26 protein-coding genes are annotated in these 24,071 nt (G+C 60.8%); all 26 read left to right on the top strand.

The window, feature by feature from the left end; translation table 11 throughout:
• Positions 1 to 2 precede the first annotated feature (2 nt).
• The 26 genes from fliJ to LRO94_RS20220 all read left to right on the top strand — a co-directional run bounded on the left by fliJ (position 3) and on the right by LRO94_RS20220 (position 23,999).
• Positions 3 to 452: a flagellar export protein FliJ gene (gene fliJ / locus LRO94_RS20350; RefSeq protein ID WP_032887882.1), complete on the top strand. Its 450-nt coding sequence runs from the start codon at positions 3 to 5 to the stop codon at positions 450 to 452.
• Positions 453 to 619: 167 nt separating this feature from the next.
• Complete coding sequence (locus LRO94_RS20345) at positions 620 to 925, top strand: STAS domain-containing protein (protein WP_122764585.1); 306 nt, start codon at positions 620 to 622, stop codon at positions 923 to 925.
• The gene (locus LRO94_RS20340; RefSeq protein WP_032887885.1) at positions 922 to 2,640 is read left to right on the top strand and encodes an ATP-binding SpoIIE family protein phosphatase; all 1,719 of its coding nucleotides are present in this window, start codon (positions 922 to 924) and stop codon (positions 2,638 to 2,640) included. The genes LRO94_RS20345 and LRO94_RS20340 overlap by 4 nt, the downstream gene beginning before the upstream one ends.
• A gap of 30 nt (positions 2,641 to 2,670) precedes the next feature.
• Positions 2,671 to 3,015 (top strand): Hpt domain-containing protein, encoded by a 345-nt coding sequence (locus LRO94_RS20335; protein ID WP_179180045.1) that lies wholly within the window; start codon positions 2,671 to 2,673, stop codon positions 3,013 to 3,015.
• Between the two features lie 131 nt (positions 3,016 to 3,146).
• Positions 3,147 to 4,469, top strand: a complete 1,323-nt coding sequence (locus LRO94_RS20330; RefSeq protein ID WP_179178628.1) for a flagellar hook-length control protein FliK — start codon at positions 3,147 to 3,149, stop codon at positions 4,467 to 4,469.
• Positions 4,470 to 4,691: 222 nt separating this feature from the next.
• Entirely contained in the window at positions 4,692 to 5,198 is a 507-nt protein-coding gene (gene fliL / locus LRO94_RS20325) for a flagellar basal body-associated protein FliL (protein ID WP_179178629.1), read from the top strand.
• Positions 5,199 to 5,207: 9 nt separating this feature from the next.
• On the top strand, positions 5,208 to 6,176 hold the full coding sequence (fliM, locus tag LRO94_RS20320) for a flagellar motor switch protein FliM (protein WP_010208755.1): 969 nt from the start codon (positions 5,208 to 5,210) through the stop codon (positions 6,174 to 6,176).
• Positions 6,177 to 6,219: 43 nt separating this feature from the next.
• Entirely contained in the window at positions 6,220 to 6,687 is a 468-nt protein-coding gene (gene fliN, locus LRO94_RS20315; RefSeq protein WP_032887893.1) for a flagellar motor switch protein FliN, read from the top strand.
• A gap of 1 nt (position 6,688) precedes the next feature.
• Entirely contained in the window at positions 6,689 to 7,129 is a 441-nt protein-coding gene (gene fliO, locus LRO94_RS20310; RefSeq protein ID WP_032887895.1) for a flagellar biosynthetic protein FliO, read from the top strand.
• Positions 7,129 to 7,872, top strand: coding sequence for a flagellar type III secretion system pore protein FliP (fliP, locus tag LRO94_RS20305; RefSeq protein WP_032887897.1), 744 nt, complete (start codon positions 7,129 to 7,131; stop codon positions 7,870 to 7,872). The genes fliO and fliP overlap by 1 nt, the downstream gene beginning before the upstream one ends.
• A gap of 4 nt (positions 7,873 to 7,876) precedes the next feature.
• Positions 7,877 to 8,146: a flagellar biosynthesis protein FliQ gene (gene fliQ / locus LRO94_RS20300; protein WP_003214552.1), complete on the top strand. Its 270-nt coding sequence runs from the start codon at positions 7,877 to 7,879 to the stop codon at positions 8,144 to 8,146.
• A 4-nt stretch (positions 8,147 to 8,150) separates the two neighbouring features.
• On the top strand, positions 8,151 to 8,936 hold the full coding sequence (fliR, locus tag LRO94_RS20295) for a flagellar biosynthetic protein FliR (RefSeq protein ID WP_032887898.1): 786 nt from the start codon (positions 8,151 to 8,153) through the stop codon (positions 8,934 to 8,936).
• Positions 8,937 to 8,939: 3 nt separating this feature from the next.
• Positions 8,940 to 10,076: a flagellar biosynthesis protein FlhB gene (gene flhB, locus LRO94_RS20290; protein WP_032887899.1), complete on the top strand. Its 1,137-nt coding sequence runs from the start codon at positions 8,940 to 8,942 to the stop codon at positions 10,074 to 10,076.
• Positions 10,077 to 10,487: 411 nt separating this feature from the next.
• On the top strand, positions 10,488 to 10,691 hold the full coding sequence (locus tag LRO94_RS20280) for a cold-shock protein (protein ID WP_032887903.1): 204 nt from the start codon (positions 10,488 to 10,490) through the stop codon (positions 10,689 to 10,691).
• A gap of 158 nt (positions 10,692 to 10,849) precedes the next feature.
• Positions 10,850 to 12,964, top strand: a complete 2,115-nt coding sequence (flhA, locus tag LRO94_RS20275; protein WP_185160066.1) for a flagellar biosynthesis protein FlhA — start codon at positions 10,850 to 10,852, stop codon at positions 12,962 to 12,964.
• Between the two features lie 12 nt (positions 12,965 to 12,976).
• Positions 12,977 to 14,293, top strand: coding sequence for a flagellar biosynthesis protein FlhF (gene flhF / locus LRO94_RS20270; protein ID WP_032887905.1), 1,317 nt, complete (start codon positions 12,977 to 12,979; stop codon positions 14,291 to 14,293).
• A 106-nt stretch (positions 14,294 to 14,399) separates the two neighbouring features.
• Entirely contained in the window at positions 14,400 to 15,233 is an 834-nt protein-coding gene (fleN, locus tag LRO94_RS20265) for a flagellar synthesis regulator FleN (RefSeq protein WP_003192912.1), read from the top strand.
• Positions 15,230 to 15,970: an RNA polymerase sigma factor FliA gene (fliA, locus tag LRO94_RS20260; RefSeq protein WP_015885174.1), complete on the top strand. Its 741-nt coding sequence runs from the start codon at positions 15,230 to 15,232 to the stop codon at positions 15,968 to 15,970. Before fleN ends, fliA begins: the two co-directional genes overlap by 4 nt.
• A gap of 170 nt (positions 15,971 to 16,140) precedes the next feature.
• Complete coding sequence (locus LRO94_RS20255; protein WP_160385018.1) at positions 16,141 to 16,515, top strand: chemotaxis response regulator CheY; 375 nt, start codon at positions 16,141 to 16,143, stop codon at positions 16,513 to 16,515.
• Positions 16,516 to 16,533: 18 nt separating this feature from the next.
• Positions 16,534 to 17,322: a protein phosphatase CheZ gene (locus LRO94_RS20250; RefSeq protein ID WP_032887907.1), complete on the top strand. Its 789-nt coding sequence runs from the start codon at positions 16,534 to 16,536 to the stop codon at positions 17,320 to 17,322.
• 11 nt (positions 17,323 to 17,333) lie between these two features.
• Entirely contained in the window at positions 17,334 to 19,529 is a 2,196-nt protein-coding gene (locus tag LRO94_RS20245) for a chemotaxis protein CheA (RefSeq protein WP_122756988.1), read from the top strand.
• A 48-nt stretch (positions 19,530 to 19,577) separates the two neighbouring features.
• Positions 19,578 to 20,717 carry a protein-glutamate methylesterase/protein-glutamine glutaminase gene (locus LRO94_RS20240; RefSeq protein WP_032887910.1) on the top strand — a complete coding sequence of 380 codons (1,140 nt, stop codon included), beginning with the start codon at positions 19,578 to 19,580 and terminating at the stop codon, positions 20,715 to 20,717.
• Complete coding sequence (locus LRO94_RS20235; RefSeq protein ID WP_032887912.1) at positions 20,717 to 21,457, top strand: flagellar motor protein; 741 nt, start codon at positions 20,717 to 20,719, stop codon at positions 21,455 to 21,457. The genes LRO94_RS20240 and LRO94_RS20235 overlap by 1 nt, the downstream gene beginning before the upstream one ends.
• A gap of 15 nt (positions 21,458 to 21,472) precedes the next feature.
• On the top strand, positions 21,473 to 22,360 hold the full coding sequence (gene motD / locus LRO94_RS20230) for a flagellar motor protein MotD (protein WP_032887913.1): 888 nt from the start codon (positions 21,473 to 21,475) through the stop codon (positions 22,358 to 22,360).
• 50 nt (positions 22,361 to 22,410) lie between these two features.
• The gene (locus LRO94_RS20225) at positions 22,411 to 23,199 is read left to right on the top strand and encodes a ParA family protein (RefSeq protein WP_032887915.1); all 789 of its coding nucleotides are present in this window, start codon (positions 22,411 to 22,413) and stop codon (positions 23,197 to 23,199) included.
• Entirely contained in the window at positions 23,199 to 23,999 is an 801-nt protein-coding gene (locus tag LRO94_RS20220; RefSeq protein ID WP_032887917.1) for a CheW domain-containing protein, read from the top strand. Before LRO94_RS20225 ends, LRO94_RS20220 begins: the two co-directional genes overlap by 1 nt.
• Positions 24,000 to 24,071: the final 72 nt, after the last annotated feature.

The following is a 24,071-nucleotide window of genomic DNA, read 5'->3' as shown; positions in this document are numbered from 1 at the left end:
CCATGGCCAACAGCCGCGCCGCGCGCCTGGCCCCCGTGGTGGACATGGCCGAAAAGGCCGAAAAAACCGCCGTACAGCGCCTGGGTTATTTCCAGGGCCAAGTGCGCTTGGCGGAAAGCAAGTTGGGTGACCTGGAACGCTTTCGCGGCGAGTACCAACAGCAATGGATCGAGCGCGGCACCAAGGGCGTTTCGGGTCAGTGGCTGATGGGCTACCAGGGCTTTCTCAACCAGTTGGAAACCGCCGTGGGCCAACAGCGCCAGAGCCTGGCCTGGCACCAGAACAACCTCGATAAGGCCCGCGAAAGTTGGCAAGAGGCGTTTGCCCGGGTCGAAGGATTGCGCAAGCTGGTGCAGCGCTATATCGATGAAGCGCGGGCGCTGGAAGACAAGCGTGAGCAGAAGTTGCTCGATGAGCTATCACAACGTCTTCCCCGCCAATCACAATTCTGAATGTGCGAGGGGGCTTGCCCCCGATAGCGATAGATCGGTCACTGAATTTGTTGACTGACCCACCGCTATCGGGACCAGGCCCTCTTCCGCATTTGACCTGCGGTGTTGCCCGGATCTCATTCGCCTGCTACACCTTGTGTCTATGCCCATGACAAGGAAGCAGTCGCATGTCAATCGAGTCAGAAGTATCCCTGGACGGGAAGAAGTTGACGATCGCTATCAAGGGACGGTTTGATTTCGGCAGTCATCAGACGTTTCGTGACGCCTACGAGCGTTACTACAAAGTGCCTGAGCTGTATGTGGTCGATCTGAAAGAAACCACGTACATGGACAGCTCGGCCTTGGGCATGCTCCTGCTGTTGAGGGACCATGCTGGCGGCGAAGAGGCGCGGGTTGAGGTGGTCAACACCAACTCCGATGTGCGCAAGATCCTCGCCATCTCCAACTTCGACAAGCTGTTCGACATCAAGTGAGCGCCCAGGCCCCCGCGGTTGAGCCGCTGACGATCCTGATCGCCGATGATAACGCTGCCGATCTTCTATTGCTGTCGACCATTGTGCGGCGCCAGGGGCATCAGGTGCTCACCGCTACCAACGGCGAGGAAGCCGTCGAAGTCTTCGCCCGCGAACGGCCGCAGCTGGTGCTGATGGATGCTTTGATGCCAGTGATGGATGGCTACGGCGCTGCGCGGTGGATCAAGCAACTGGCGGGGGAAGAATTGGTCCCCATCATTTTCCTCACCTCCCTGCGCGAAAGCGCTGCCCTGGCCGAGTGCCTGGATGCCGGCGGTGATGACTTCCTGCCCAAACCCTATAACCAACTGATCCTGGCGGCCAAGATCAACGCCATGGACCGCCTGCGCCGCCTGCAAGCCACGGTGTTGCAGCAACGCGACATGATTGCCAAGCACCACGACTACCTGCTGCATGAGCAGCGCGTGGCCAAGGCAGTGTTCGATAAGGTCGCCCACTCCGGCTGCATCAATGCCGCACCGAACATCCGCTACCTGCAATCGCCCTATGCGCTGTTCAATGGCGACCTGCTGCTGGCGGCCTACACGCCGTCAGGCGACATGCACGTGCTGCTCGGCGATTTCACCGGCCATGGCTTGCCGGCGGCGGTGGGCGCTATGCCCCTGGCGGAAGTGTTCTATGGGATGACCGCCAAGGGCTATGGCCTGACGCAGATCCTTCGGGAGATGAATGCCAAGCTCAAGCGCATCCTGCCGGTGGACATGTTCTGCTGCGCCACCCTGTTGTGCCTGAGCACCGAGCGGCGCGTGGTGGAGGTGTGGAACGGGGGCATGCCCGACGGTTATGTGCATGACATCGCCAGCGGCAAGCGCACCCCGATGCAGTCGCGGCATTTGCCGTTGGGGGTGTTGTCGGCGCAAGCCTTTGATGACCGCACCGAAGTCTGGCCCATGGCGTTGGGCGACCGTGTGTTCCTGCTGTCCGACGGCGTGTTGGATACCGCAGATGCCAACGATCAACTGTTCGGCGCCGAGCGTTTGCAGCAGGTCTTTGCGGCCAATCGCGAGCCCAATCGTCTGTTTGAAGACATCGAACAGGCCCTGGCGGCGTTTCGCGGTGAAGCGCGTGACGACGTGAGCATGGTGGAAATCACCCTGCAGCACGGCCAATCCCTGCGCGCCACCGGGCCGTTGTATGCCGACAGCGGCCAATCCTGCCCGCTGGATTGGTCGGTGAGCTTCGAGTTTCGCGCCGAGACCCTCAAGCGCTACAACCCTTTGCCCTATCTGCTGCAACTGCTGCTTGAGATCCATGGCCTGCGCGAGCAGAGCGGGGCGCTCTACAGCGTGATGGCTGAGCTGTATTCCAACGCCCTGGAACATGGTGTGCTGGGGCTGGACTCGCGGCTCAAGCGCAATGCCCAGGGGTTTGCCGAATATTACCGCCAGCGCAATGACCGCCTGGCGAAGTTGAACAGCGGTTACGTGCGGGTGCATGTGCAGGTGGTGCCCACCCACATGGGCGGCAAAATGACGTTGCGCCTGGAAGACAGCGGGCCGGGTTTCGACGTGGAGCAGATGCTGGCACGGCCGCTGGACGTCGATCGTCTGTCGGGTCGGGGCCTTAGCCTGGTGCGCCAGTTGAGCAGCGACGTACGCTGGTCTGACGGTGGGCGCAGTGTCTGCGTGGAGTTTTGCTGGGGGGCTCTGGCATAATCCGCCGATTCTTGATCAAGGAGCGAGCAAGTGGCAGAGATTCATATGGACCCGCAGGTGTTGTCGGGTTTGCAGGAGGTTATGGAGGGCGAGTATCCCAAGCTGCTTGATACCTTTCTTGATGACTCCCAGAAACGCATCGAGGCCCTGCACCAGGCGCGGGATGATTCCAAGGCGTTGGGACGGATTGCGCATAGTTTCAAGGGGAGCAGTGGGAACCTTGGGGCGCTGCGGTTGGCGCAGTTGTGTCAGTCGCTTGAGGCCAGGTCTTCTGAGCCGGCTTCGGACTTGGGGGAGTTGGTGGATCAGATTGATCGGGAGTTTGCGTTGGTGCGGCCGTTGTATGAGCACGAAAGGCAACGGTTTCAACTTTGATGGGTGACCTGTCCGTTACCGAATAACGGATAGGTCCACCCAAAAAGCCGCAATCCAACAAACCTGGCCCAACTCTTGCTCTACCTCCAGGTACTGCATCCCCGACCCCCATGCAGTGGAGACCTTTACCTATGCCAGTCGCCCCCAATTCGCTTCTTCAGGCTGCCCCCGCGGCCAAGCCTCAAGCGCCCGCTGCCAACCCCCAGGTAGCGGCTGCGGACCCACGGGACAAGGGCCCTGGCTTCGCTCAAGTGTTCGCCAGCCAAGGCTCGAAACCGTCGGTCAAAACCGACGACAACGCGGCTAAACCCACACGCGACAAGCCTGTCGACGCCAGCGCCAAGCCGGCTGCCGGTACCGACAAGCCTGCCGCCAGTACACCGGCGGTTGCCGATAGCGGCAAGACCTTGCCTGCCAAGCCGTCCGACGACAGCGCCAATAAGGATGACGACGCACCCGCCGATCCAGCACTCGCGCAGCAGCCCCCGACTGATCCCGTCGTCGACCCGGCCATGATTGCCGCTGTCACGCCTGTGGTCTTGCCGGTGGAAACCCCGGAACCCGCCGCTGCCGCCCAGGACGACAAGGCCCTGCCGTTGGTCGTTGTGCCCATCGCGGCGACCGAGGAGGTCAAGCCGGCCTTCGATCCTGAGGCTGATCCCCTGGATGCCATGCCGGCCGTGCGCCTGGCGATGGAGCAGGGCGGGCATGTGTCGGCCAGCAGCCAGGCGCCGGCCAAAACCGCACCGACGACTACCCAGGACCAGCCAACCGCCGCGCAGAACTTTGCCGCTGGCCTGGCCACAATGGTCGACCAGCAAGCCACCAAAGACAGCACTGACCAAGGCGGTGACAAGGCCTTCAGCGGCTTGATCGAAGACGGCCTCAAAGACCTTAAAAACGCCACCAGCGACACCCGTGTCGATGATTTCGCCAATCGTTTGGCGGCATTGACCCAGGCGGCCACGCCGAAAACGGCCAACGCGTTGCCGCCGGTGACGAATGCGCCACTGGCCATGCACCAGAGCGGTTGGACCGACGAGATCGTCAATCGGGTGATGTACCTGTCCAGCGCCAATCTCAAGTCGGCGGAGATCCAGTTGCAACCGGCTGAACTCGGTCGTCTGGATATCAAGGTCAACATGACCGCCGACCAGCAAGCCCAGGTCAATTTCATGAGCGCCCACCCGGTGGTGCGTGAAGCGCTGGAAAGCCAGTCGGGTCGCCTGCGGGAAATGTTTGCGCAACAGGGCATGGGGCAGGTGGACGTCAACGTGTCCGACCAATCCCGTGGTCAGGAGCAGCAACAGCAGCAGGCCCAAACCAGTGGCGTGAGTCGCAGCGGGCGAGGGGCTGACAGCGGCGACAGTGGCAACCACATTGATGTGGCTGAAGCCGTGGTGCCAGTGAGTTCTACAGTGATCGGCTCCAGCGCCGTCGATTACTACGCCTGACTTGAGCCGCGTACAGATCCAAATTGTGGGAGGGGGCTTGCCCCCGATGAGGGTGTATCAGTCAACCGATGTATGAACTGACACACCCTCATCGAGGCAAGCCCCCTCCCACATTTGTTTTGTGGTGTTCGTTCGTCTCTGCCTGCCAGACAACTCTGGCATAACACTTGCTCTTGCCTATCCGTAGATCTATGAATTCCCGAATAGTGACGGATTATTGGCATGGCGAAGAGCGACGACGCAGCAAAAGCACCCGCACCGGCAGACAAAGGCAAGCTCAAGCTTATCCTGATGATAGTCGTGGGCCTGCTCCTGGCCATCGGGGCCTCGGTGGGCGGCACTTGGTACATCATGCATAGCAGTGCAAGCAAACCGGCACCTGCCGCCGAAACCGCCAGTAACGTCAAGCCACCGGCAATCTTCGAGCCGATGCTTCCGGCCTTTGTCGCCAACTTCAATCAGAACGGTCGCCAACGCTACCTGCAAGTGAGCATCACCTTGCTGGCACGGAATGCGGCGGACCTGGATGCCCTCAAAGTGCATATGCCGGTGATCCGCAACAACCTGGTGATGCTGTTCTCCGGGCAGAGCTTCGACACCTTGGCCACCCCGGTGGGCCAGGAAATGCTGCGCCAGAAGGTCACTGCCAGCGTGCAGGAAGTGGCCCAGAAGGAGCTCGGCAAAGTCGTGGTCGAGCAGGCGCTCTTCACTAACTTCGTATTGCAGTAGGATCACGACATGGCCGTGCAAGACCTGCTGTCCCAGGATGAAATCGACGCGCTGTTGCATGGCGTCGACGACGGTCTGGTACAGACCGAAATGGCTGCCGAGCCCGGCAGCGTCAAAAGTTATGACCTGACCAGCCAGGATCGCATCGTCCGTGGACGCATGCCGACGCTGGAGATGATCAACGAACGCTTCGCTCGCTACACCCGGATCAGCATGTTCAACATGCTGCGCCGCTCGGCGGACGTGGCGGTGGGCGGCGTGCAGGTGATGAAGTTCGGTGAGTACGTGCATTCGCTGTACGTTCCCACCAGCCTTAACCTCGTCAAGATCAAGCCGTTGCGCGGCACTGCGCTGTTCATCCTCGACGCCAAGCTGGTGTTCAAGCTGGTGGACAACTTCTTCGGCGGTGACGGTCGTCACGCCAAGATCGAAGGCCGTGAATTCACCCCCACCGAATTGCGCGTCGTGCGCATGGTGCTGGAGCAGGCCTTCATCGATTTGAAGGAAGCCTGGCAGGCGATCATGGAAGTCAATTTCGAGTACATCAACTCGGAAGTGAACCCGGCCATGGCCAACATCGTCGGCCCGAGCGAAGCGATTGTGGTGTCCACTTTCCACATCGAACTCGATGGCGGCGGCGGCGACCTGCACGTGACCATGCCGTACTCGATGATCGAGCCGGTGCGCGAGATGCTTGATGCCGGTTTCCAGTCCGACCTGGACGACCAGGACGAGCGTTGGGTCAAGGCCTTGCGCGAAGACTTGCTGGACGTCGACGTGCCGCTGAGCGCCACCGTAGCCCGTCGCCAATTGCGCCTGCGGGATATTTTGCACATGCAGCCGGGAGACATCATCCCGGTCGAATTGCCGGAAGAAATGATCATGCGCGCCAATGGCGTGCCGTCGTTCAAGGTCAAGCTGGGTTCCCATAAGGGCAACCTGGCGCTGCAAGTGGTTGAGCCGATCAACCGTCGCTGATGCATCCCCTATTTATGAATGTTTGCTCCGCCGAGGACATGTAATGGCTACCGAACACGAAAACACTTCCGCCGAAGACCAGGCTCTGGCTGACGAATGGGCCGCGGCCCTGGAAGAAACCGGCGATGTTGGCCAGGACGATATCGACGCCCTGCTGGCCGCCGATGCCGCCACTGCCCCCGCAGGTAACCGCCTGCAGATGGAAGAGTTTGGCAGCGTGCCGAAGAACAACGACCCGGTGACCCTCGATGGGCCGAACCTGGACGTGATCCTCGACATCCCGGTGTCGATTTCCATGGAAGTGGGCAGCACCGACATCAACATCCGCAACCTGCTGCAACTCAACCAGGGCTCGGTGATCGAGCTGGATCGCCTGGCGGGTGAGCCCTTGGACGTGCTGGTCAACGGCACCCTGATTGCCCACGGTGAAGTGGTGGTGGTCAACGAAAAGTTCGGCATCCGCCTGACGGACGTGATCAGCCCAAGCGAACGCATCAAGAAGTTGCGCTGATATGAAGCGGCTGATGGTGGGACTGTTGGTCGCGCTGCCATTGGGCGCTTGGGCCGCAGAGCCGGTGGCCCAGGCGGCCGCCGCGGCGGCGCCGGTCGGCAGCGGCCTCGGTGGCCAGTTGACCCAACTGGTGCTGGGGCTGTTGCTGGTGGTTGGCCTGATCTTCGTGTTGGCCTGGCTGTTGCGCCGCGTACAGCAGGTGGGTCCGGGTAACGCGCAGGTGATCGAGATGATCGGCTCCCGCGCCCTCGGCCCGCGTGATCGGCTGGTGCTGGTGCAAGTGGGTGAAGAGCAGATCCTGCTGGGCCTCACTCCTGGCCGCATCACCCCGTTGCATGTGCTCAAGACCCCAGTGAACGTGGATCAGTCCAAGCCCGCCACGCCCGAATTCGCTCAGCGCCTGATGGAACTGCTGGGCAAGGATCAGAAGGATAAGAAGTAATGCGCGTGTTATTGACGCTCATGCTGTGGCTGGCGGCGCCGTTGGCGTTTGCCGCCGACCCGTTGTCGATCCCGGCGATTACGCTGGGTACCAACGCGGCCGGGGCCCAGGAGTATTCGGTCAGCCTGCAGATCCTGCTGATCATGACCGCGCTGAGTTTTATCCCGGCGTTTGTGATGCTGATGACCAGCTTCACGCGGATCATCATCGTGTTTTCGATCCTGCGTCAGGCCCTTGGCCTGCAACAGACGCCGTCGAACCAGATCCTCACCGGCATGGCGTTGTTTCTGACCATGTTCATCATGGCGCCGGTGTTCGACAAGGTGAACCAGCAAGCCCTTCAGCCCTATCTGGCGGAAACCATCACCGCCCAGGTGGCGATTGACCGGGCACAGGTCCCTATCAAGGATTTCATGCTGTCGCAGACCCGCTCCAGTGACCTTGAGCTGTTCATGCGCCTGTCCAAGCGTACCGACATCGCGACCCCGGACCAGGCGCCGCTGACCATTCTCGTACCGGCCTTTGTGACTTCCGAGTTGAAGACCGCGTTCCAGATCGGCTTCATGATCTTTATCCCGTTCCTGATCATCGACCTGGTGGTGGCGAGCGTGCTGATGGCCATGGGTATGATGATGCTGTCACCACTGATCATCTCGTTGCCGTTCAAGATCATGCTGTTTGTGCTGGTAGACGGTTGGGCGCTGATTATCGGCACCCTGGCCGGCAGTTTCGGCGGGGTATAGCGCAATGACGCCAGAAGTAGCCGTCGACCTGTTCCGAGAAGCGCTGTGGCTGACCACCATGATGGTTGCCGTGCTGGTGGTGCCGAGCCTGTTGGTGGGCCTGCTGGTGGCGATGTTCCAGGCTGCCACCCAGATCAACGAACAGACCTTGAGCTTCCTGCCGCGCCTGCTGGTGATGCTGATCACCCTGATCGTCGCCGGCCCGTGGCTGGTGCAAACCTTTATGGAATACATCCTGCAGCTGTACGGCAGTATTCCTCAGTTGATCGGCTGATCGGGTGAATTCCCTGCTGGCATTGACCGACACCCAGATCAGCACGTGGGTGGCGTCGTTCATCCTGCCGTTGTTCCGCGTGACCGCCATGTTGATGGCCATGCCGGTGTTCGGCACGACCCTGGTGCCACGCCGGGTGCGCCTGTATTTGGCGGTGGCGATCACGGTGGTGCTGGTGCCGGGCTTGCCGCCCATGCCGTCGGTGAATGCCCTGGACCTGAGTGCCCTGATGCTGATCGCCGAACAAGTCCTGATCGGTGCCATGTTGGGGTTTTCCCTGCAACTGTTCTTCCAGGCGTTTGTGATTGCCGGGCAAATCATCTCGATCCAGATGGGCATGGGCTTCGCCTCCATGGTCGACCCCACTAACGGTGTGTCGGCCGCGGTGATCGGGCAATTCCTGACGATGCTGGTGACCTTGCTGTTCCTGGCGATGAACGGGCATCTGGTGGCGTTCGAGGTGCTGACCGAAAGCTTCACCACCTTGCCGGTGGGGTCGGGGTTGGTGGTCAATCACTTCTGGGAAACGGTCGGGCGCCTCGGTTGGGTGCTTGGGGCTTCGCTGTTGCTGGTACTGCCGGCGATTACCGCATTGTTGGTGGTCAACATCGCGTTTGGCGTGATGACCCGTGCGGCACCGCAGTTGAACATCTTTTCGATTGGTTTCCCGTTGACCCTGGTATTGGGCATGGGGATTTTCTGGATCGGCCTGGCCGACATTCTCAATCAGTATCAACCGCTGGCGACCGACGCCTTGCAGTTCTTACGTGATCTGGCACGGGCGCGCTGAGCCATGGCCGAGAGCGAGAGTGGTCAGGACAAAACAGAAGACCCCACGGAGAAACGTAAAAAGGACTCCAGGGAAAAGGGCGAGATTGCGCGCTCCAAAGAGCTCAATACCGTTGCGACCATGATGGCCGGTGCCGGCGCCTTGCTGATCTACGGCGGTGGTTTGGCGCTCGACTTGCTGGAGCTGATGAAGCACAACTTCACCTTGCCTCGTGAGGTGTTGCTTAACCCGGATGCGATGGGGCAATACCTGTTGCACTCGGGCAAGATCGCGATCCTGGCGGTGCAGCCCATCCTGATTACCTTGTTGCTGGCCGCGCTGATCGGTCCGGTAGCCCTCGGAGGCTGGCTGTTTGCCGCGAGCAGCATGGCGCCCAAGTTCAGCCGCATGAACCCCGGGGCCGGGCTCAAGCGCATGTTCTCCGCCAAGGCCCTGGTGGAGCTGCTCAAGGCCCTGGCCAAGTTCATCCTGATTCTGTTTGTGGCGCTGATGGTGTTGTCGTCCGACATCGACGACCTGCTGCTTATCGCCCACGAACCGCTGGAGTCGGCGATCATCCACAGCGTGCAAGTGGTCGGCTGGAGCGCGCTATGGATGGCCGCCGGGCTGATCATCATTGCGGCAGTGGATGCGCCGATCCAGCTGTGGGAAAGCCACAAAAAACTGCTGATGACCAAGCAGGAAGTGCGCGACGAACACAAGGATCAGGAAGGGCGGCCCGAGGTCAAGCAACGCATCCGCCAGCTGCAGCGGGAAATGTCCCAGCGCAAGATGATGGCGTCGGTGCCCGACGCCGACGTGGTCATCACCAACCCGACCCACTACGCCGTGGCCCTCAAGTACGACCCGGAGAAGGGCGGCGCACCGATGCTGCTGGCCAAGGGTAGCGACTTTACTGCGCTGAAAATCCGCGAAATCGCCGTGGCCCACGACATTCTGTTGCTCGAATCGCCGGAACTGGCGCGGTCGATCTTCTACTCCACCGATCTCGATCAGGAAATCCCCGCCGGGCTTTACCTGGCCGTGGCTCAGGTGTTGGCGTATGTCTATCAGATCCGCCAATACCGCGCGGGCAAGGGCAAGCGTCCGGACCCGCTCAAGGATCTGCCGATCCCACCGGAATTGCGCCGCGACTCCTGATTATCAACTGCCCCGAACTCTCCCTCCCGGCTCCATCCTTCCCCCTACCACTCGTCGTTGTCGGTCGTCTACCTGTCAACTTTGACAGTAGCTGCCGTCCCTTTATCGCGGTTCCATAACACTGGGTTTTCCACGCACATTGCTGTGCGTGAGGCAGAGGGTGTTGCAATGGAAGTGGTTAAAGGGACGGTCGAGGAATACGACCGCAAAACAGGGGAGGGAATGATTGCTATGGATGGCGGCGACGAACACGTGTTGGTGGATCTCACGAGTTCTGCAGGGATTTGGCTCAGAGAGGGCCTAAGGGTGCAATTTACGAGGATCCACCGCCCTGAGGGCGTATTCGCGTCCCATATCAAGATTATCCAGTGAGTCTCGTGTGGTGTGCTGAGCGAGGTCAGGAGAGCGGCAATGTCGACAGGTACGGTGAAGTGGTTTAACGGGGAAAAAGGCTATGGCTTTATCAGTCAGGATGGTGGGGGAGATCTCTTCGTCCACTATTCGGCGATCAAGGGCGAGGGCTATAAAACCCTTGAGGAGGGGCAGAAAGTGGAGTTCAAAGTAGAAACAGGTCAAAAGGGTGATCAGGCTACCGAAGTGCAAATCGTCAGTTGAATTGCCCGGCCTGATAGTGCTCCAGCGTGCTTGGGAGCAATCCGCGTTTTTTAAAGCAAAAGTTGGAAGGCTTCTTGCAATACCGCCTCCAGGACGCCTTCCGGCGTCAAAAGTTTGCTTCAAGGAAACGAGGAATACCGGTGGTGGATCGCTCTCAAATGCTCGGCACGGCCCGTACGACCCTGACTGACCTCTCGCGGGGCAATCTGGGTGTGCCGTTGTTGTTGCTGGTGATGCTGGCAATGATGATGTTGCCGATGCCGCCGTTCCTGCTGGACGTGTTCTTCACCTTCAACATTGCGTTGTCGGTCGTGGTCCTGTTGGTGTGTGTTTACGCCCTGCGGCCGCTGGACTTTGCGGTATTCCCGACGATCCTGCTGGTGGCGACCCTGCTGCGGCTGGCGCTCAACGTGGCGTCCACCCGCGTGGTCATGCTCCACGGCCAGGACGGCCACGCGGCCGCCGGTAAGGTGATCCAGGCCTTCGGTGAGGTGGTGATCGGCGGTAACTACGTGGTCGGTATCGTGGTGTTCGCGATCCTGATGATCATTAACTTCGTGGTGGTCACCAAGGGCGCCGGGCGGATTTCCGAGGTGAGCGCACGCTTTACCCTCGACGCCATGCCCGGCAAACAAATGGCCATCGACGCCGACCTCAACGCCGGTCTGATCGACCAGAATCAAGCCAAGACCCGCCGCCTGGAAGTGGCCCAGGAAGCCGAGTTCTACGGCTCCATGGACGGTGCCAGCAAATTCGTGCGCGGTGACGCCATCGCTGGCCTGTTGATTCTGTTCATCAACCTGATCGGCGGCATGGCCGTCGGTATCTTTCAGCACGGCATGACCTTCGGCGATGCGGGCAAGGTGTACGCCTTGCTGACCATCGGTGACGGTTTAGTGGCGCAATTGCCATCACTGTTGTTATCTACAGCTGCAGCCATCATGGTGACCCGTGCGTCGGGCTCCGAAGACATGGGCAAGCAGATCAGCCGGCAGATGTTTGCATCGCCCAAGGCGTTGGCCGTGGCGGCGGGCATCATGGCGATCATGGGCATTGTCCCGGGCATGCCCCATGTGTCGTTCCTGAGCATGGCGGCCATGGCGGGCGGTGGTGCCTACCTGTTCTGGAAGAAGCAAAACGCGGTCAAGGTCCAAGCCCTGCAAGAAGTTGCGCGTCAACAAGAACTGCTGCCATCGCCAGCCCGCGCCCAGGAAACCAAGGAGTTGGGCTGGGACGACGTGACCCCCATCGACATGATCGGCCTGGAAGTTGGCTATCGCCTTATCCCGCTGGTGGACCGCAACCAAGGCGGCCAATTGCTCGCGCGGATCAAGGGTGTGCGCAAGAAGCTCTCGCAGGACCTGGGCTTCCTGATGCCCACCGTGCACATCCGCGACAACCTCGATCTGGCTCCGAGCGCCTACCGCCTGACCCTGATGGGGGTGATCCTGGCTGAAGCCGAGATCTATCCGGATCGCGAGTTGGCGATCAACCCAGGCCAGGTGTTCGGCAGCCTCAACGGCATTACCGCCAAAGATCCGGCTTTCGGCCTGGAGGCGGTGTGGATCGAAATCAGCCAGCGCAGCCAGGCGCAGTCACTGGGCTATACCGTGGTGGACGCCAGCACGGTGGTCGCGACCCACCTCAACCAGATTCTGTACAAGCACTCCCACGAGCTCATCGGCCACGAAGAAGTCCAGCAATTGATGGGCTTACTGGGCAAAGCCTCGCCAAAACTGGCGGAAGAGCTGGTGCCCGGCGTGCTGTCGCTGTCGCAATTGCTCAAGGTGCTGCAAGCGCTGCTGGCCGAACAGGTACCGGTACGCGACATTCGCAGCATTGCCGAGGCCATCGCCAACAACGCCGCCAAGAGTCAAGATACCGCCGCGCTGGTGGCTGCGGTGCGTGTCGGATTGTCCCGTGCAATCGTGCAAAGCATTGTAGGGCTTGACTCTGAGCTGCCTGTGATCACCTTGGAACCAAGGTTGGAACAAATATTGCTCAATAGTATTCAGAAGGCAGGACAAGGCCAGGAAGAGGGCGTTCTGCTGGAGCCAAGCATGGCTGAAAAGCTGCAGCGTTCGTTGATCGACGCCGCACAGCGTCAGGAAATGCAGGGCCAACCGGTGATTCTGCTGGTGGCAGGTCCGGTCCGCGCGATGTTGTCGCGGTTTGGACGCTTGGCAGTACCGAATTTGCACGTTTTGGCTTATCAGGAAATTCCTGACAACAAGCAAGTGACTATCGTCGCGACAGTAGGGCCCAACGGCTGAGGGTAGTGGGTTATGCAAGTTAAGCGTTTTTTCGCCGCCGATATGCGTCAGGCCATGAAACTGGTCCGTGATGAGCTGGGCGCCGACGCCGCGATTATCGGTAACCGTCGTATTGCCGGCGGTGTCGAGCTGACGGCTGCCCTGGATTACACCCCCTCGGCGCTGGCGCCGCGTGTACCGAACATGGAGCTCGAAGACGAGCTGCGCAAGACCGCTTCGCGCATCGTCTCGGCCCAGGCTGAGCTGAGCATGCGTGGCGACAGCGATACCACCACCAATCGCCAGTTGTTCGCCGGGCTGCCGCTGACCGCTGCCGAACCACTGGTTGAGCCGACCTTCGTCGAGCCGCCGCGTCCTGCCGCGCCAGCCCCGGCCGCCGCAGTTGACCAGCGTGTGTTCGACTCGATGCGCTTTGAGCTCAACGGCCTGCGCGAACTGCTGGAAGTGCAGCTCGGCTCGCTGGCCTGGACGCAGCTGCAAGGCAGCAAACCGCAACAGGCCAACCTGTGGCGTCGCCTGCAACGCATTGGCTTGTCCGGCCCGTTGTCCCGCGACCTGCTGGCCCTGACCACCGAAATCGAAGAACCACGCCAGGCCTGGCGCATGTTGCTGGCCCACCTGGCGCGGATGATCGCTACCCCGGAAATCGAACCCCTGGAAGAGGGCGGTGTGATCGCCATGGTCGGCCCTGCCGGCATGGGCAAGACCACCACCCTCGCCAAGCTGGCAGCGCGTTATGTGCTCAAGTACGGCGCGAATAATATCGCGCTGGTGAGCATGGACAGCTACCGGATCGGCGCCCAGGAGCAGCTCAAGACGTTGGGCCGCATCCTCAATGTACCGGTGACCCACGTCGACCCGGGCCAGTCCCTGGCCAACGCCCTCGATCCGCTGCTGCGCAAGCGCGTGGTGCTGATCGACACCGCCGGCTTGCAAGCCAGCGACCCGGCGTTGCGCATGCAACTGGAAACCCTGGCCGGGCGTGGCATCAAGTCGAAAAATTACCTGGTGCTTGCAACCACCAGCCAAAAACAGGTTCTTACCGCTGCGTACCATAGCTACAAACGCTGTGGCCTGGCCGGTTGCATCCTCACGAAACTGGATGAGACCGCCAGCCTGGGTGAAGTGTTGAGCCTGGCTATCAGTCATGAATTACCGGTTGCCTACCTGACCGACGGGCCGCGGATCCCGGATGATCTTCATCTGCCGCGCCGTCATCAGTTGGTCAGCCGTGCCGTCAGCGTGCAAATGCAAGAAGAGCCTAGCGAGGAAGCGATGGCCGATATGTTCGCCGACCTCTACCACAACCCGGCAAAACGGGTCGGTTGAAGTCAGGATGAACACCGTGAAATGTACCTACATTGATGGTCTGCAAGCGATTCACGCGGCCAAGCCATGTAGCCTGCGTCTAAGCAAGACAAGGTAAAGAAATAAAATGGGCAGCATGCATCCCGTACAGGTGATCGCGGTGACCGGCGGCAAAGGTGGCGTCGGAAAGACTAACGTGTCAGTGAATTTGTCCCTGGCCCTGGCAGAGCTTGGCCGTCGCGTCATGCTGCTGGATGCTGACCTGGGGCTGGCGAACGTCGACGTTCTGCTGGGACTGACGCCCAAACACACCCTTGCCGATGTGATCGAGGGGCGCTGTGAGCTGCGCGACGTGCTGCTCCAGGGCCCTGGCGGGATCCGCATCGTGCCGGCTGCCTCCGGTACCCAGAGCATGGTGCACCTGAGCCCGGCGCAGCATGCCGGCCTGATCCAGGCATTCAGTGATATCGGCGACAACCTCGACGTGCTGGTGATCGACACCGCCGCCGGGATCGGCGAGTCCGTGGTCAGCTTTGTGCGCGCCGCGCAGGAAGTCCTGCTGGTGGTCTGCGATGAACCCACCTCGATCACCGACGCCTACGCCCTGATCAAACTGCTTAACCGTGACTACGGCATGAACCGCTTCCGCGTCCTGGCCAACATGGCCCAGAGTCCGCAGGAAGGGCGCAATCTGTTCGCCAAGTTGACCAAGGTCACGGATCGCTTCCTCGATGTCGCCTTACAATACGTCGGTGCAGTTCCCTACGACGAGTGCGTGCGCAAGGCTGTGCAAAAGCAGCGTGCAGTCTACGAAGCGTTCCCTCGTTCCAAATGCGCATTGGCGTTCAAGGCTATTGCCCAGAAGGTCGATACCTGGCCGTTGCCCGCCAACCCTCGTGGGCATCTGGAGTTTTTCGTCGAGCGATTGGTACATCAGACGAGCGCAGGACCGGTGCTATGACAGCGAATGGCTACAACGCCTACAAGAAATCTGCCCGTGACAGTCAGGGTGAGTTGATTGAGCGCTATGCGCCGCTGGTCAAGCGTATCGCCTATCACTTGCTGGCTCGCCTGCCCGCCAGCGTGCAGGTCGAGGACCTGATCCAGGCCGGCATGATCGGCTTGCTCGAAGTGTCGACCAAATACGATGCCAGCAAAGGCGCGAGTTTCGAGACGTATGCGGGTATCCGTATCCGTGGCGCGATGCTTGATGAGGTGCGTAAAGGTGATTGGGCGCCGCGTTCGGTGCACCGAAATACGCGCATGGTCAGCGACGCAATTCGTGCAATTGAAGCAAAAACCGGTCGCGACGCTAAAGATCATGAAGTTGCGGCCGAACTCCAATTGAGTCTCGACGATTATTACGGGATTTTGAACGATACCTTGGGCAGCCGCCTGTTCAGTTTCGACGACCTGTTGCAGGACGGCGAACACGAAGGGCTGCACGAGGACGGCGCGAGCGCGCATATGGAACCGTCACGCGACCTGGAAGATGAACGCTTCCAGGGTGCATTGGCGGACGCCATTGCCAACTTGCCCGAGCGCGAGCGGTTAGTGTTGGCGCTGTATTACGACGAAGAGCTGAACCTCAAGGAAATCGGTGAGGTCCTGGGGGTCAGCGAATCGCGTGTCAGCCAGTTGCACAGCCAATGCGCAGCCCGCTTGCGGGGGCGTTTGGGAGAGTGGCGAGCGCGCTGACAGGCAGTGTGGGGAGCATTGCAAAGCGATACCGCGAAGGTGATAGGCCTTCGTGGGTTCGATCCGTGGTGCCCCCGGCAGTCCTTTTTGTGTAATGCCTGTTGATTGAAATGGCGCGTCCAGGTGCTGGGCGCGTTTAAGACTGCTTGGAGGTCGAATTGGACAAGAACATGAAAATCCTCATCGTTGATGACTTCTCAACGATGCGGCGGATCATAAAAAACCTGTTGCGTGACCTTGGGTTCACAAACACGGTCGAGGCGGATGACGGCCTTACGGCGATTCCGATCCTCAACAGCGGGAGCATCGACTTTCTGGTAACAGACTGGAACATGCCGGGCATGACCGGTATCGACTTGTTGCGCCACGTGCGTGCCGACGAAAAACTGCGCAGCCTTCCCGTGTTGATGGTGACCGCCGAAGCCAAGCGTGAACAGATCATCGAAGCCGCCCAGGCCGGGGTCAACGGTTACGTAGTCAAGCCATTCACTGCACAGGCCTTGAAAGAGAAGATCGAAAAGATCTTTGAACGCATCCACGGCTAATGCCATCGCGGGGGAGCTATGGAGCATAAAGAAACGTCACAGGGAGACTTTGAGTCGACCCTGAAAAAGCATGCTCACCAGTTGGTCGACAGCCTTGAAAAAGGCCACTTCGGCGACGCGGTGCAGTTGATCCATGAGCTCAACCAGACCCGTGACCGCGGCCTGTACCAGGAAGTGGGCAAGCTCACACGCGAGCTGCACAGTGCGATCGTCAATTTTCAGATTGACCCGCACATGCCCCAGGCCGAAGAAATCTCGCAGATCACTGATGCCACCGAACGCCTGTCCTATGTGGTCAGGCTGACCGAAGCCGCGGCTAACCGCACCATGGACCTGGTGGAAAATGCCACGCCTCTGGTCAACGGCATGGCCAATGAAGCCCAGGCCCTCAGCGTTGACTGGGGCCGCTTCATGCGTCGCGAAGTCGGGGCCGAAGAGTTTCGTGAATTGGCCCGTCGGGTCGACGGTTTTCTGTCGCGCAGCGAACAGGAAAACCGCACGGTTTCCAGCAACCTCAATGACATTCTGCTGGCCCAGGATTACCAGGACCTCACCGGTCAGGTGATCAAACGTGTAACCCAGTTGGTTACCGAAGTGGAAAGCAATTTGCTCAAATTGGTGCTCATGGCTGGCCAGGTAGACCGTTTTGCCGGCATCGAACATGACCGCGAAGCGATCCTCTCTGAAAAAGATCCACAAAAACATCTCGCCAAGGGTGAAGGTCCGCAGATTCATGCCGATAAACGTGAAGACGTTGTGTCAGGTCAGGATGACGTAGATGACCTGTTATCCAGTTTAGGCTTCTAAGGAGCACCCACATGAGCTTCGGCGCCGATGAAGAGATCCTTCAGGATTTCCTTGTAGAGGCCGGCGAAATTTTAGAGCAACTGTCCGAACAACTGGTCGAGCTGGAAAGCCGACCGGATGATGCGAACCTGCTCAATGCAATTTTTCGCGGTTTTCATACTGTAAAAGGGGGCGCCGGCTTCCTCCAGCTCCATGAGCTGGTGGAGTGCTGCCACATCGCCGAGAACGTTTTCGACATCCTGCGCAAGGGTGAGCGTCACGTTGATTCGGAATTGATGGACGTGATTCTCGAAGCACTGGATGCGGTCAACGGCATGTTCAGCGAAGTTCGCGAACGTGCCCCGATCACGGCGGCCACCCCGGAACTGCTGGCCGCCCTGGCGCGCTATGCAGAGCCAGCCGACACCACGGCAGCGCCGGTGGTTGAGGCCGCGCCTGAGCCGGTGGCGGAGCCTGAAGCGGATGTGACGGACAACGAGTTCGAACAACTGCTCAACTCCCTCAGTGCCGTCAAGGCCGAAGCTGAAGCACCGGCCGCCGTTGCCCCGGCAGCGGCACCGACCAGTGAAGACATCACCGACGCCGAGTTCGAATCCCTGCTCGACCAGTTGCACGGCAAAGGCCAGTTCGCCGCCGATGCGGTGGCGCCTGTCGCGGCTGCCGAAGCGCCTGCGGCCCCGGCCAGCACCGACATCACCGATGACGAATTCGAAGCCTTGCTTGACCAGTTGCACGGCAAAGGCACGTTTGCGGTCGACGCCCTGCCGGAAGTGGCGGCAGCGCCTGCTGCTGCGGCGGCTGCCAGTGCCAAGCCTGCGGACGATGGGTTGATCTCTGATCACGAATTCGAAGCGCTGCTGGATGATTTGCACGGCAAGGGCAAGTTCAGCGAAGTCGCCCCAGCGGCTGCAGTCGCCACGGCAGCACCGGCTGCTGCTAAAGCGGCTGCGCCTGTGGCAGCGGCCAAGCCCGCAGCCCCGGCTCCAGCTCCTGCGCGTGCGGCTGCGCCACCACCGGCGGAAAAACCGGCCAGTGAAGCCGAAACCACCGTGCGGGTTGATACCGCGCGTCTGGACGACATCATGAACATGGTCGGCGAGCTGGTACTGGTGCGTAACCGCCTGGTGCGCCTGGGCTTGAGCAGTGGCGATGAAGCCATGCAGAAGGCCGTGTCGAACCTCGACGTGGTGACGGCTGACCTGCAAACCGCGGTGATGAAAACCCGGATGCAGCCGATCAAGAAAGTCTTCGGCCGCTTCCCGCGCCTGGTTCGTGACCTGGCGCGCCAGCTGAAGAAAGAGATCAACCTGGAACTGGTGGGTGAAGAAACCGACCTCGACAAAAACCTTGTCGAGGCCCTGGCCGACCCGCTGGTCCACTTGGTGCGCAACGCTGTCGATCACGGCGTCGAAACCCCTGAAGAACGCGAAGCCTCGGGCAAGTCCCGTGGCGGCAAGGTGATTCTGGCGGCGGAGCAAGAAGGCGACCACATCCTGCTGTCGATCACCGATGACGGCAAGGGCATGGACCCGGCGATCTTGCGCAATATCGCCGTCAAGCGTGGCGTGATGGACAAGGACGCCGCCGACCGCCTGACCGACACCGAGTGCTACAACCTGATCTTCGCCCCTGGCTTCTCGACCAAGACCGAGATTTCCGACGTGTCGGGCCGTGGCGTGGGCATGGACGTGGTGAAGACCAAGATCAGCCAGCTCAATGGCTCGATCAACATCTACTCGACCAAGGGCCAGGGCTCCAAGATCGTCATCAAGGTGCCGTTGACCTTGGCGATCATGCCGACCCTGATGGTGATGCTGGGCAACCAGGCGTTCGCCTTCCCGTTGGTCAACGTCAACGAGATCTTCCACCTCGACCTGTCGCGCACCAACGTGGTGGACGGTCAGGAAGTGGTGATCGTGCGTGATAAAGCGCTGCCGTTGTTCTACCTCAAGCGCTGGCTGGTTGCATCGGCTGCCCATGAGGAGCAGCGCGAAGGCCATGTGGTGATTCTCTCGGTGGGCACTCAGCGGATCGGCTTTGTCGTCGATCAACTGGTTGGCCAGGAAGAAGTGGTCATCAAGCCTTTGGGCAAAATGCTGCAGGGAACCCCGGGCATGTCGGGTGCGACCATTACCGGTGACGGTCGGATCGCGCTGATTCTCGATGTTCCGAGCATGCTCAAGCGTTACGCCGCACGGCGTATTTGATTCTGGCGGGGCAGGGCGGTAATGCCCGCCCCGCCTAACGGAGTGTTTATGGCAGTCAAGGTCCTGGTGGTGGACGATTCGGGTTTCTTCCGCCGCCGCGTCTCGGAAATTCTTTCCGCCGATCCAAGCATCCAGGTGGTCGGTACGGCCACCAACGGTAAAGAGGCGATTGATCAAGCCATTGCACTAAAGCCGGACGTGATCACCATGGACTACGAGATGCCGATGATGGATGGCATCACGGCAGTTCGGCACATCATGCAACGCTGCCCGACCCCGGTATTGATGTTCTCCTCGCTGACCCATGAAGGTGCCCGAGTGACCCTCGACGCGCTGGATGCCGGTGCGGTGGACTTCCTGCCGAAGAATTTCGAAGACATCTCGCGCAACCCCGATAAGGTCAAGCAACTGCTGTGCGAGAAAGTCCACAGTATTTCCCGCAGTAACCGTCGCAGCCTGTTCAGCGCCCCAGCACCCGCCCCGGCGCCGGTAGCTGCGCCGTCTGCGCCCACCAGTTCCTCGTTCAGTCGCCCGGCGCCTGCCCCGGTTACCCGGCCTGCGCCGCCGCCGGTACGCACGTCAGCACCGGCTGCCGCGCATGCCCATTCGCCAGCGCCCAAGCGCAAGGCTTACAAGCTGGTTGCCATTGGGACTTCCACCGGTGGCCCGGTGGCCTTGCAGCGCGTATTGACCCAATTGCCGGCCAACTTCCCGGCGCCGATCGTGTTGATCCAGCACATGCCAGCGGCGTTCACCAAAGCGTTTGCCGAGCGTCTGGACAAGTTATGCCGCATCAGCGTCAAGGAAGCCGAGGATGGCGACATCCTGCGCCCTGGCCTGGCGCTGCTGGCCCCAGGCGGCAAGCAGATGATGGTCGATGGCCGTGGCGCGATCAAAATCCTTCCGGGTGACGAGCGCCTCAACTACAAGCCGTGCGTGGACATTACCTTCGGTTCGGCGGCCAAGTCCTACGGTGACAAAGTTCTGGCGGTGGTGCTCACCGGCATGGGCGCCGACGGTCGTGAAGGCGCGCGCCTGCTGAAGCAGGGCGGCAGTGCGATCTGGGCCCAGGACGAAGCCAGTTGCGTGATCTATGGCATGCCCATGGCCATCGTCAAGGCTGACCTGGCCGACGCCGTTTACAGCCTGGACGACATCGGCAAGCATCTGGTGGAGGCCTGCCTCTGATGGATGTATTGAGCCTGATCGGCATCATCATGGCGTTTGTCGCCATTATCGGCGGCAACTACCTCGAAGGCGGCCACCTCGGCGCCCTGGCCAACGGCCCGGCGGCGCTGATCGTGATTGGCGGCACCGTGGGCGCTGCGTTGTTGCAGTCACCGATGAGCTCGTTCAAGCGTGCGATGCAGATCGTGATCTGGATCATCTTCCCGCCACGTGTCGACTTGGCCGGTGGCATCGACCGGGTGGTCAACTGGAGCCTCACCGCACGCAAGGAAGGCCTGCTGGGCCTGGAAGGCGTGGCCGATGCCGAGCCCGACAGCTACTCGCGTAAAGGCCTGCAGTTGTTGGTCGACGGTGCCGAGCCGGAAGCGATCCGCAGCATCCTGGAAGTGGATTTCTACACCCAGGAAAGCCGCGACATCAACGCCGCCAAAGTGTTTGAAAGCATGGGCGGCTACGCGCCGACCATCGGCATCATCGGTGCAGTCATGGGCCTGATCCACGTGATGGGCAATCTGGCCGACCCTTCGCAATTGGGCAGCGGCATCGCCGTGGCGTTCGTCGCGACTATCTATGGTGTGGCCAGTGCCAACCTGGTGCTGTTGCCGGTAGCGAGCAAGCTCAAATCCATTGCCATGCGCCAGTCCCGTTACCGCGAGATGCTGCTCGAAGGCATTCTCTCGATTGCCGAGGGCGAGAACCCGCGCTCCATCGAATTGAAGCTTCAGGGCTTCATGGATTGATGGGGAGTAATGCCAATGAGCCGTCGCCGTCGCGAGCCTGAGGAACACGTCAACCACGAGCGGTGGCTGGTGTCCTATGCGGACTTCATCACCTTGCTGTTCGCATTTTTCGTGGTGATGTACTCCATCTCGTCGATCAACGAAGGCAAGTACAAAGTCATTTCCCAGGCGCTGATCGGCGTGTTCAACGACGCCGACCGTTCGCTCAAGCCGATCCCCATTGGCGAAGAGCGGCCCAAGAGCGTCACCCCGGCCAAGCCGCTGGTCAACGACAGCGACGAAACCGCGGCCGGCGTGGGCGGCACCAGCGACCCGCTGAAAAGCATCGCCGATGACATCAGTGCCGCGTTTGGCGACCTGATCAGCTCCAACCAGATGACCGTGCGCGGCAATGAGTTGTGGGTGGAGATCGAGCTCAATTCCAGCCTGCTGTTCGCCAGTGCCGATGCGTTGCCCAGCGACCAGGCGTTCACCATCATCGACAAGGTGGCGGCGATCCTCAAACCGTTTGAAAACCCGGTCCACGTCGAAGGTTTTACCGACAATGTGCCGATCAGCACCGCGCAGTACCCGACCAACTGGGAGCTGTCCTCGGCCCGTGCCGCCAGCATCGTGCGTATGCTCGCGATGCAGGGTGTGAACCCCGGGCGCCTGGCGTCGGTGGGGTATGGCGAGTTTCAGCCGGTGGCCAATAACGCCACCCTGGAAGGCCGCGCGCGCAACCGTCGGGTGGTGTTGGTCGTCTCACGCAACCTGGATGTGCGCCGTAGCCTGACCGGCACCGGCACCGCCAATGCAACACCGGATGCGGCCTTGAGGCGCGCTGGCACACAAACTGCACCGGCCCCTGCAAAGCCGCCGGTTCGGCAGAGTGCCGTCAATTCTCCGTCACCGGCTCAATAACCTATGCAATGTCTCGGTCGCGCACGTGCCCACCGGGAGGAACCATCCGAATGAGAGTCTGGGCAGTTGCCAATCAAAAAGGTGGAGTCGGCAAGACCACCACCTCCATCGCTTTAGCCGGCTTGCTGGCCGAGGCGGGCAAGCGTGTGGTCGTGGTCGACCTCGACCCCCACGGCTCGATGACCAGCTATTTCGGTTACGACCCGGACGCGCTGGAGCACAGCAACTATGACCTGTTCCTGCACAAGGGCAGCGTGCCGAGCGACTTGCCCGGCCAACTGCTGCTGCCGACCAGTAACGAGAGCATTTCCCTGCTGCCGTCCAGCACCGCGCTGGCCACCCTTGAGCGCCAGTCGCCGGGGCAGAGCGGCCTGGGCCTGGTGATCGCCAAGACCCTGGCGCAACTGTGGCAGGACTTCGATTACGCGATCATCGACAGCCCGCCGTTGCTCGGCGTGCTCATGGTCAATGCCTTGGCGGCCAGCCAGCAGTTGGTGATCCCGGTGCAGACCGAGCACCTGGCGGTCAAAGGCCTGGAACGCATGGTCAGCACCTTGGCGATGATCAACCGCTCGCGTAAACAGGCGCTGCCGTACAGCATTGTGCCGACCTTGTTCGATCGCCGTACTCAGGCGTCCCTGGGCACGTTGCGCGTATTGCGTGACGCCTATCCGCAGACCATCTGGAACGGCTACATCCCGGTGGACACGCGCCTGCGCGATGCCAGCCGCGCCGGGCTGACGCCTTCGCAGTTCGACGGTAAAAGCCGTGGTGTGTTGGCCTACCGCGCATTGCTCAAGCACCTGCTGTCCCAGCAGCTTGTTGCGCAGGTGGCGTGATGAATCGTCCTGTCGAACTCAAGACCCGGCCGCAACTGGCACTGGAATCCTACCTGGATGCCTTGTTGCAGGAAGCCACTGCAGAAGAATTGCCGGAACCGATCCTGGTCCTGGAACCTGCGGTAGAAGAACCGTCGTCCAGTACCCTGGATGAGTTCCAGTTGGCCGTATTGGAAGAGCAGGCGCGTGATGCCTACGTCGCGCCGGTGATCGTGCCGGTCGCCGTCCCGGTGGTCATGCCCGTCGCGCCGGTGGTGGTCGAGCCCGTGGTGGAAGTGCACCTGCCACCGAATATTACGCCGCCGCCCGTGAGCGGCGATGGTCGTCCGGCCTGGGCGGCGGAGCCTTTCGAATGCCTGCTGTTCGACGTCGCCGGCTTGACCCTTGCGGTGCCGCTGGTGTGCCTGGGCTCGATCTACTCCCTGGCCGGCCAGGAACTGACGCCGCTGTTCGGGCAACCGGAGTGGTTCCTCGGAATCCTGCCGAGCCAGGCCGGTAATCTCAAGGTACTGGACACCGCGCGCTGGGTGATGCCCGATCGCTACCGCGACGACTTCCGCCAAGGCCTGCAATACGTGATCTCGGTGCAGGGTTACGAGTGGGGGCTGGCGGTGCATCAAGTCAGCCGCTCGTTGCGCCTGGACCCTAACGAAATCAAATGGCGCAGCCACCGGGGCCAGCGGCCTTGGCTGGCGGGCACCGTAATCGAACACATGTGCGCGTTGCTCGACGTCGCCGAACTGGCCGAGTTGATCGCCAGCGGTGCCGTCAAGTCGATGCCCGTGAACATACGCAGTTGATTGAACAATAAGGGCCGCACGCGAGTGCGGTCGACGAAGCACACACGCCGTTGGTAACGGCATTTGAAGGGG

It is taken from the genome of Pseudomonas sivasensis (genome assembly GCF_021391435.1).
GTDB lineage: Bacteria > Pseudomonadota > Gammaproteobacteria > Pseudomonadales > Pseudomonadaceae > Aquipseudomonas > Aquipseudomonas sivasensis.
The sequence above is the reverse complement of the archived record's forward strand: the minus strand, read 5'-3'. Positions and strand labels throughout refer to the sequence as shown.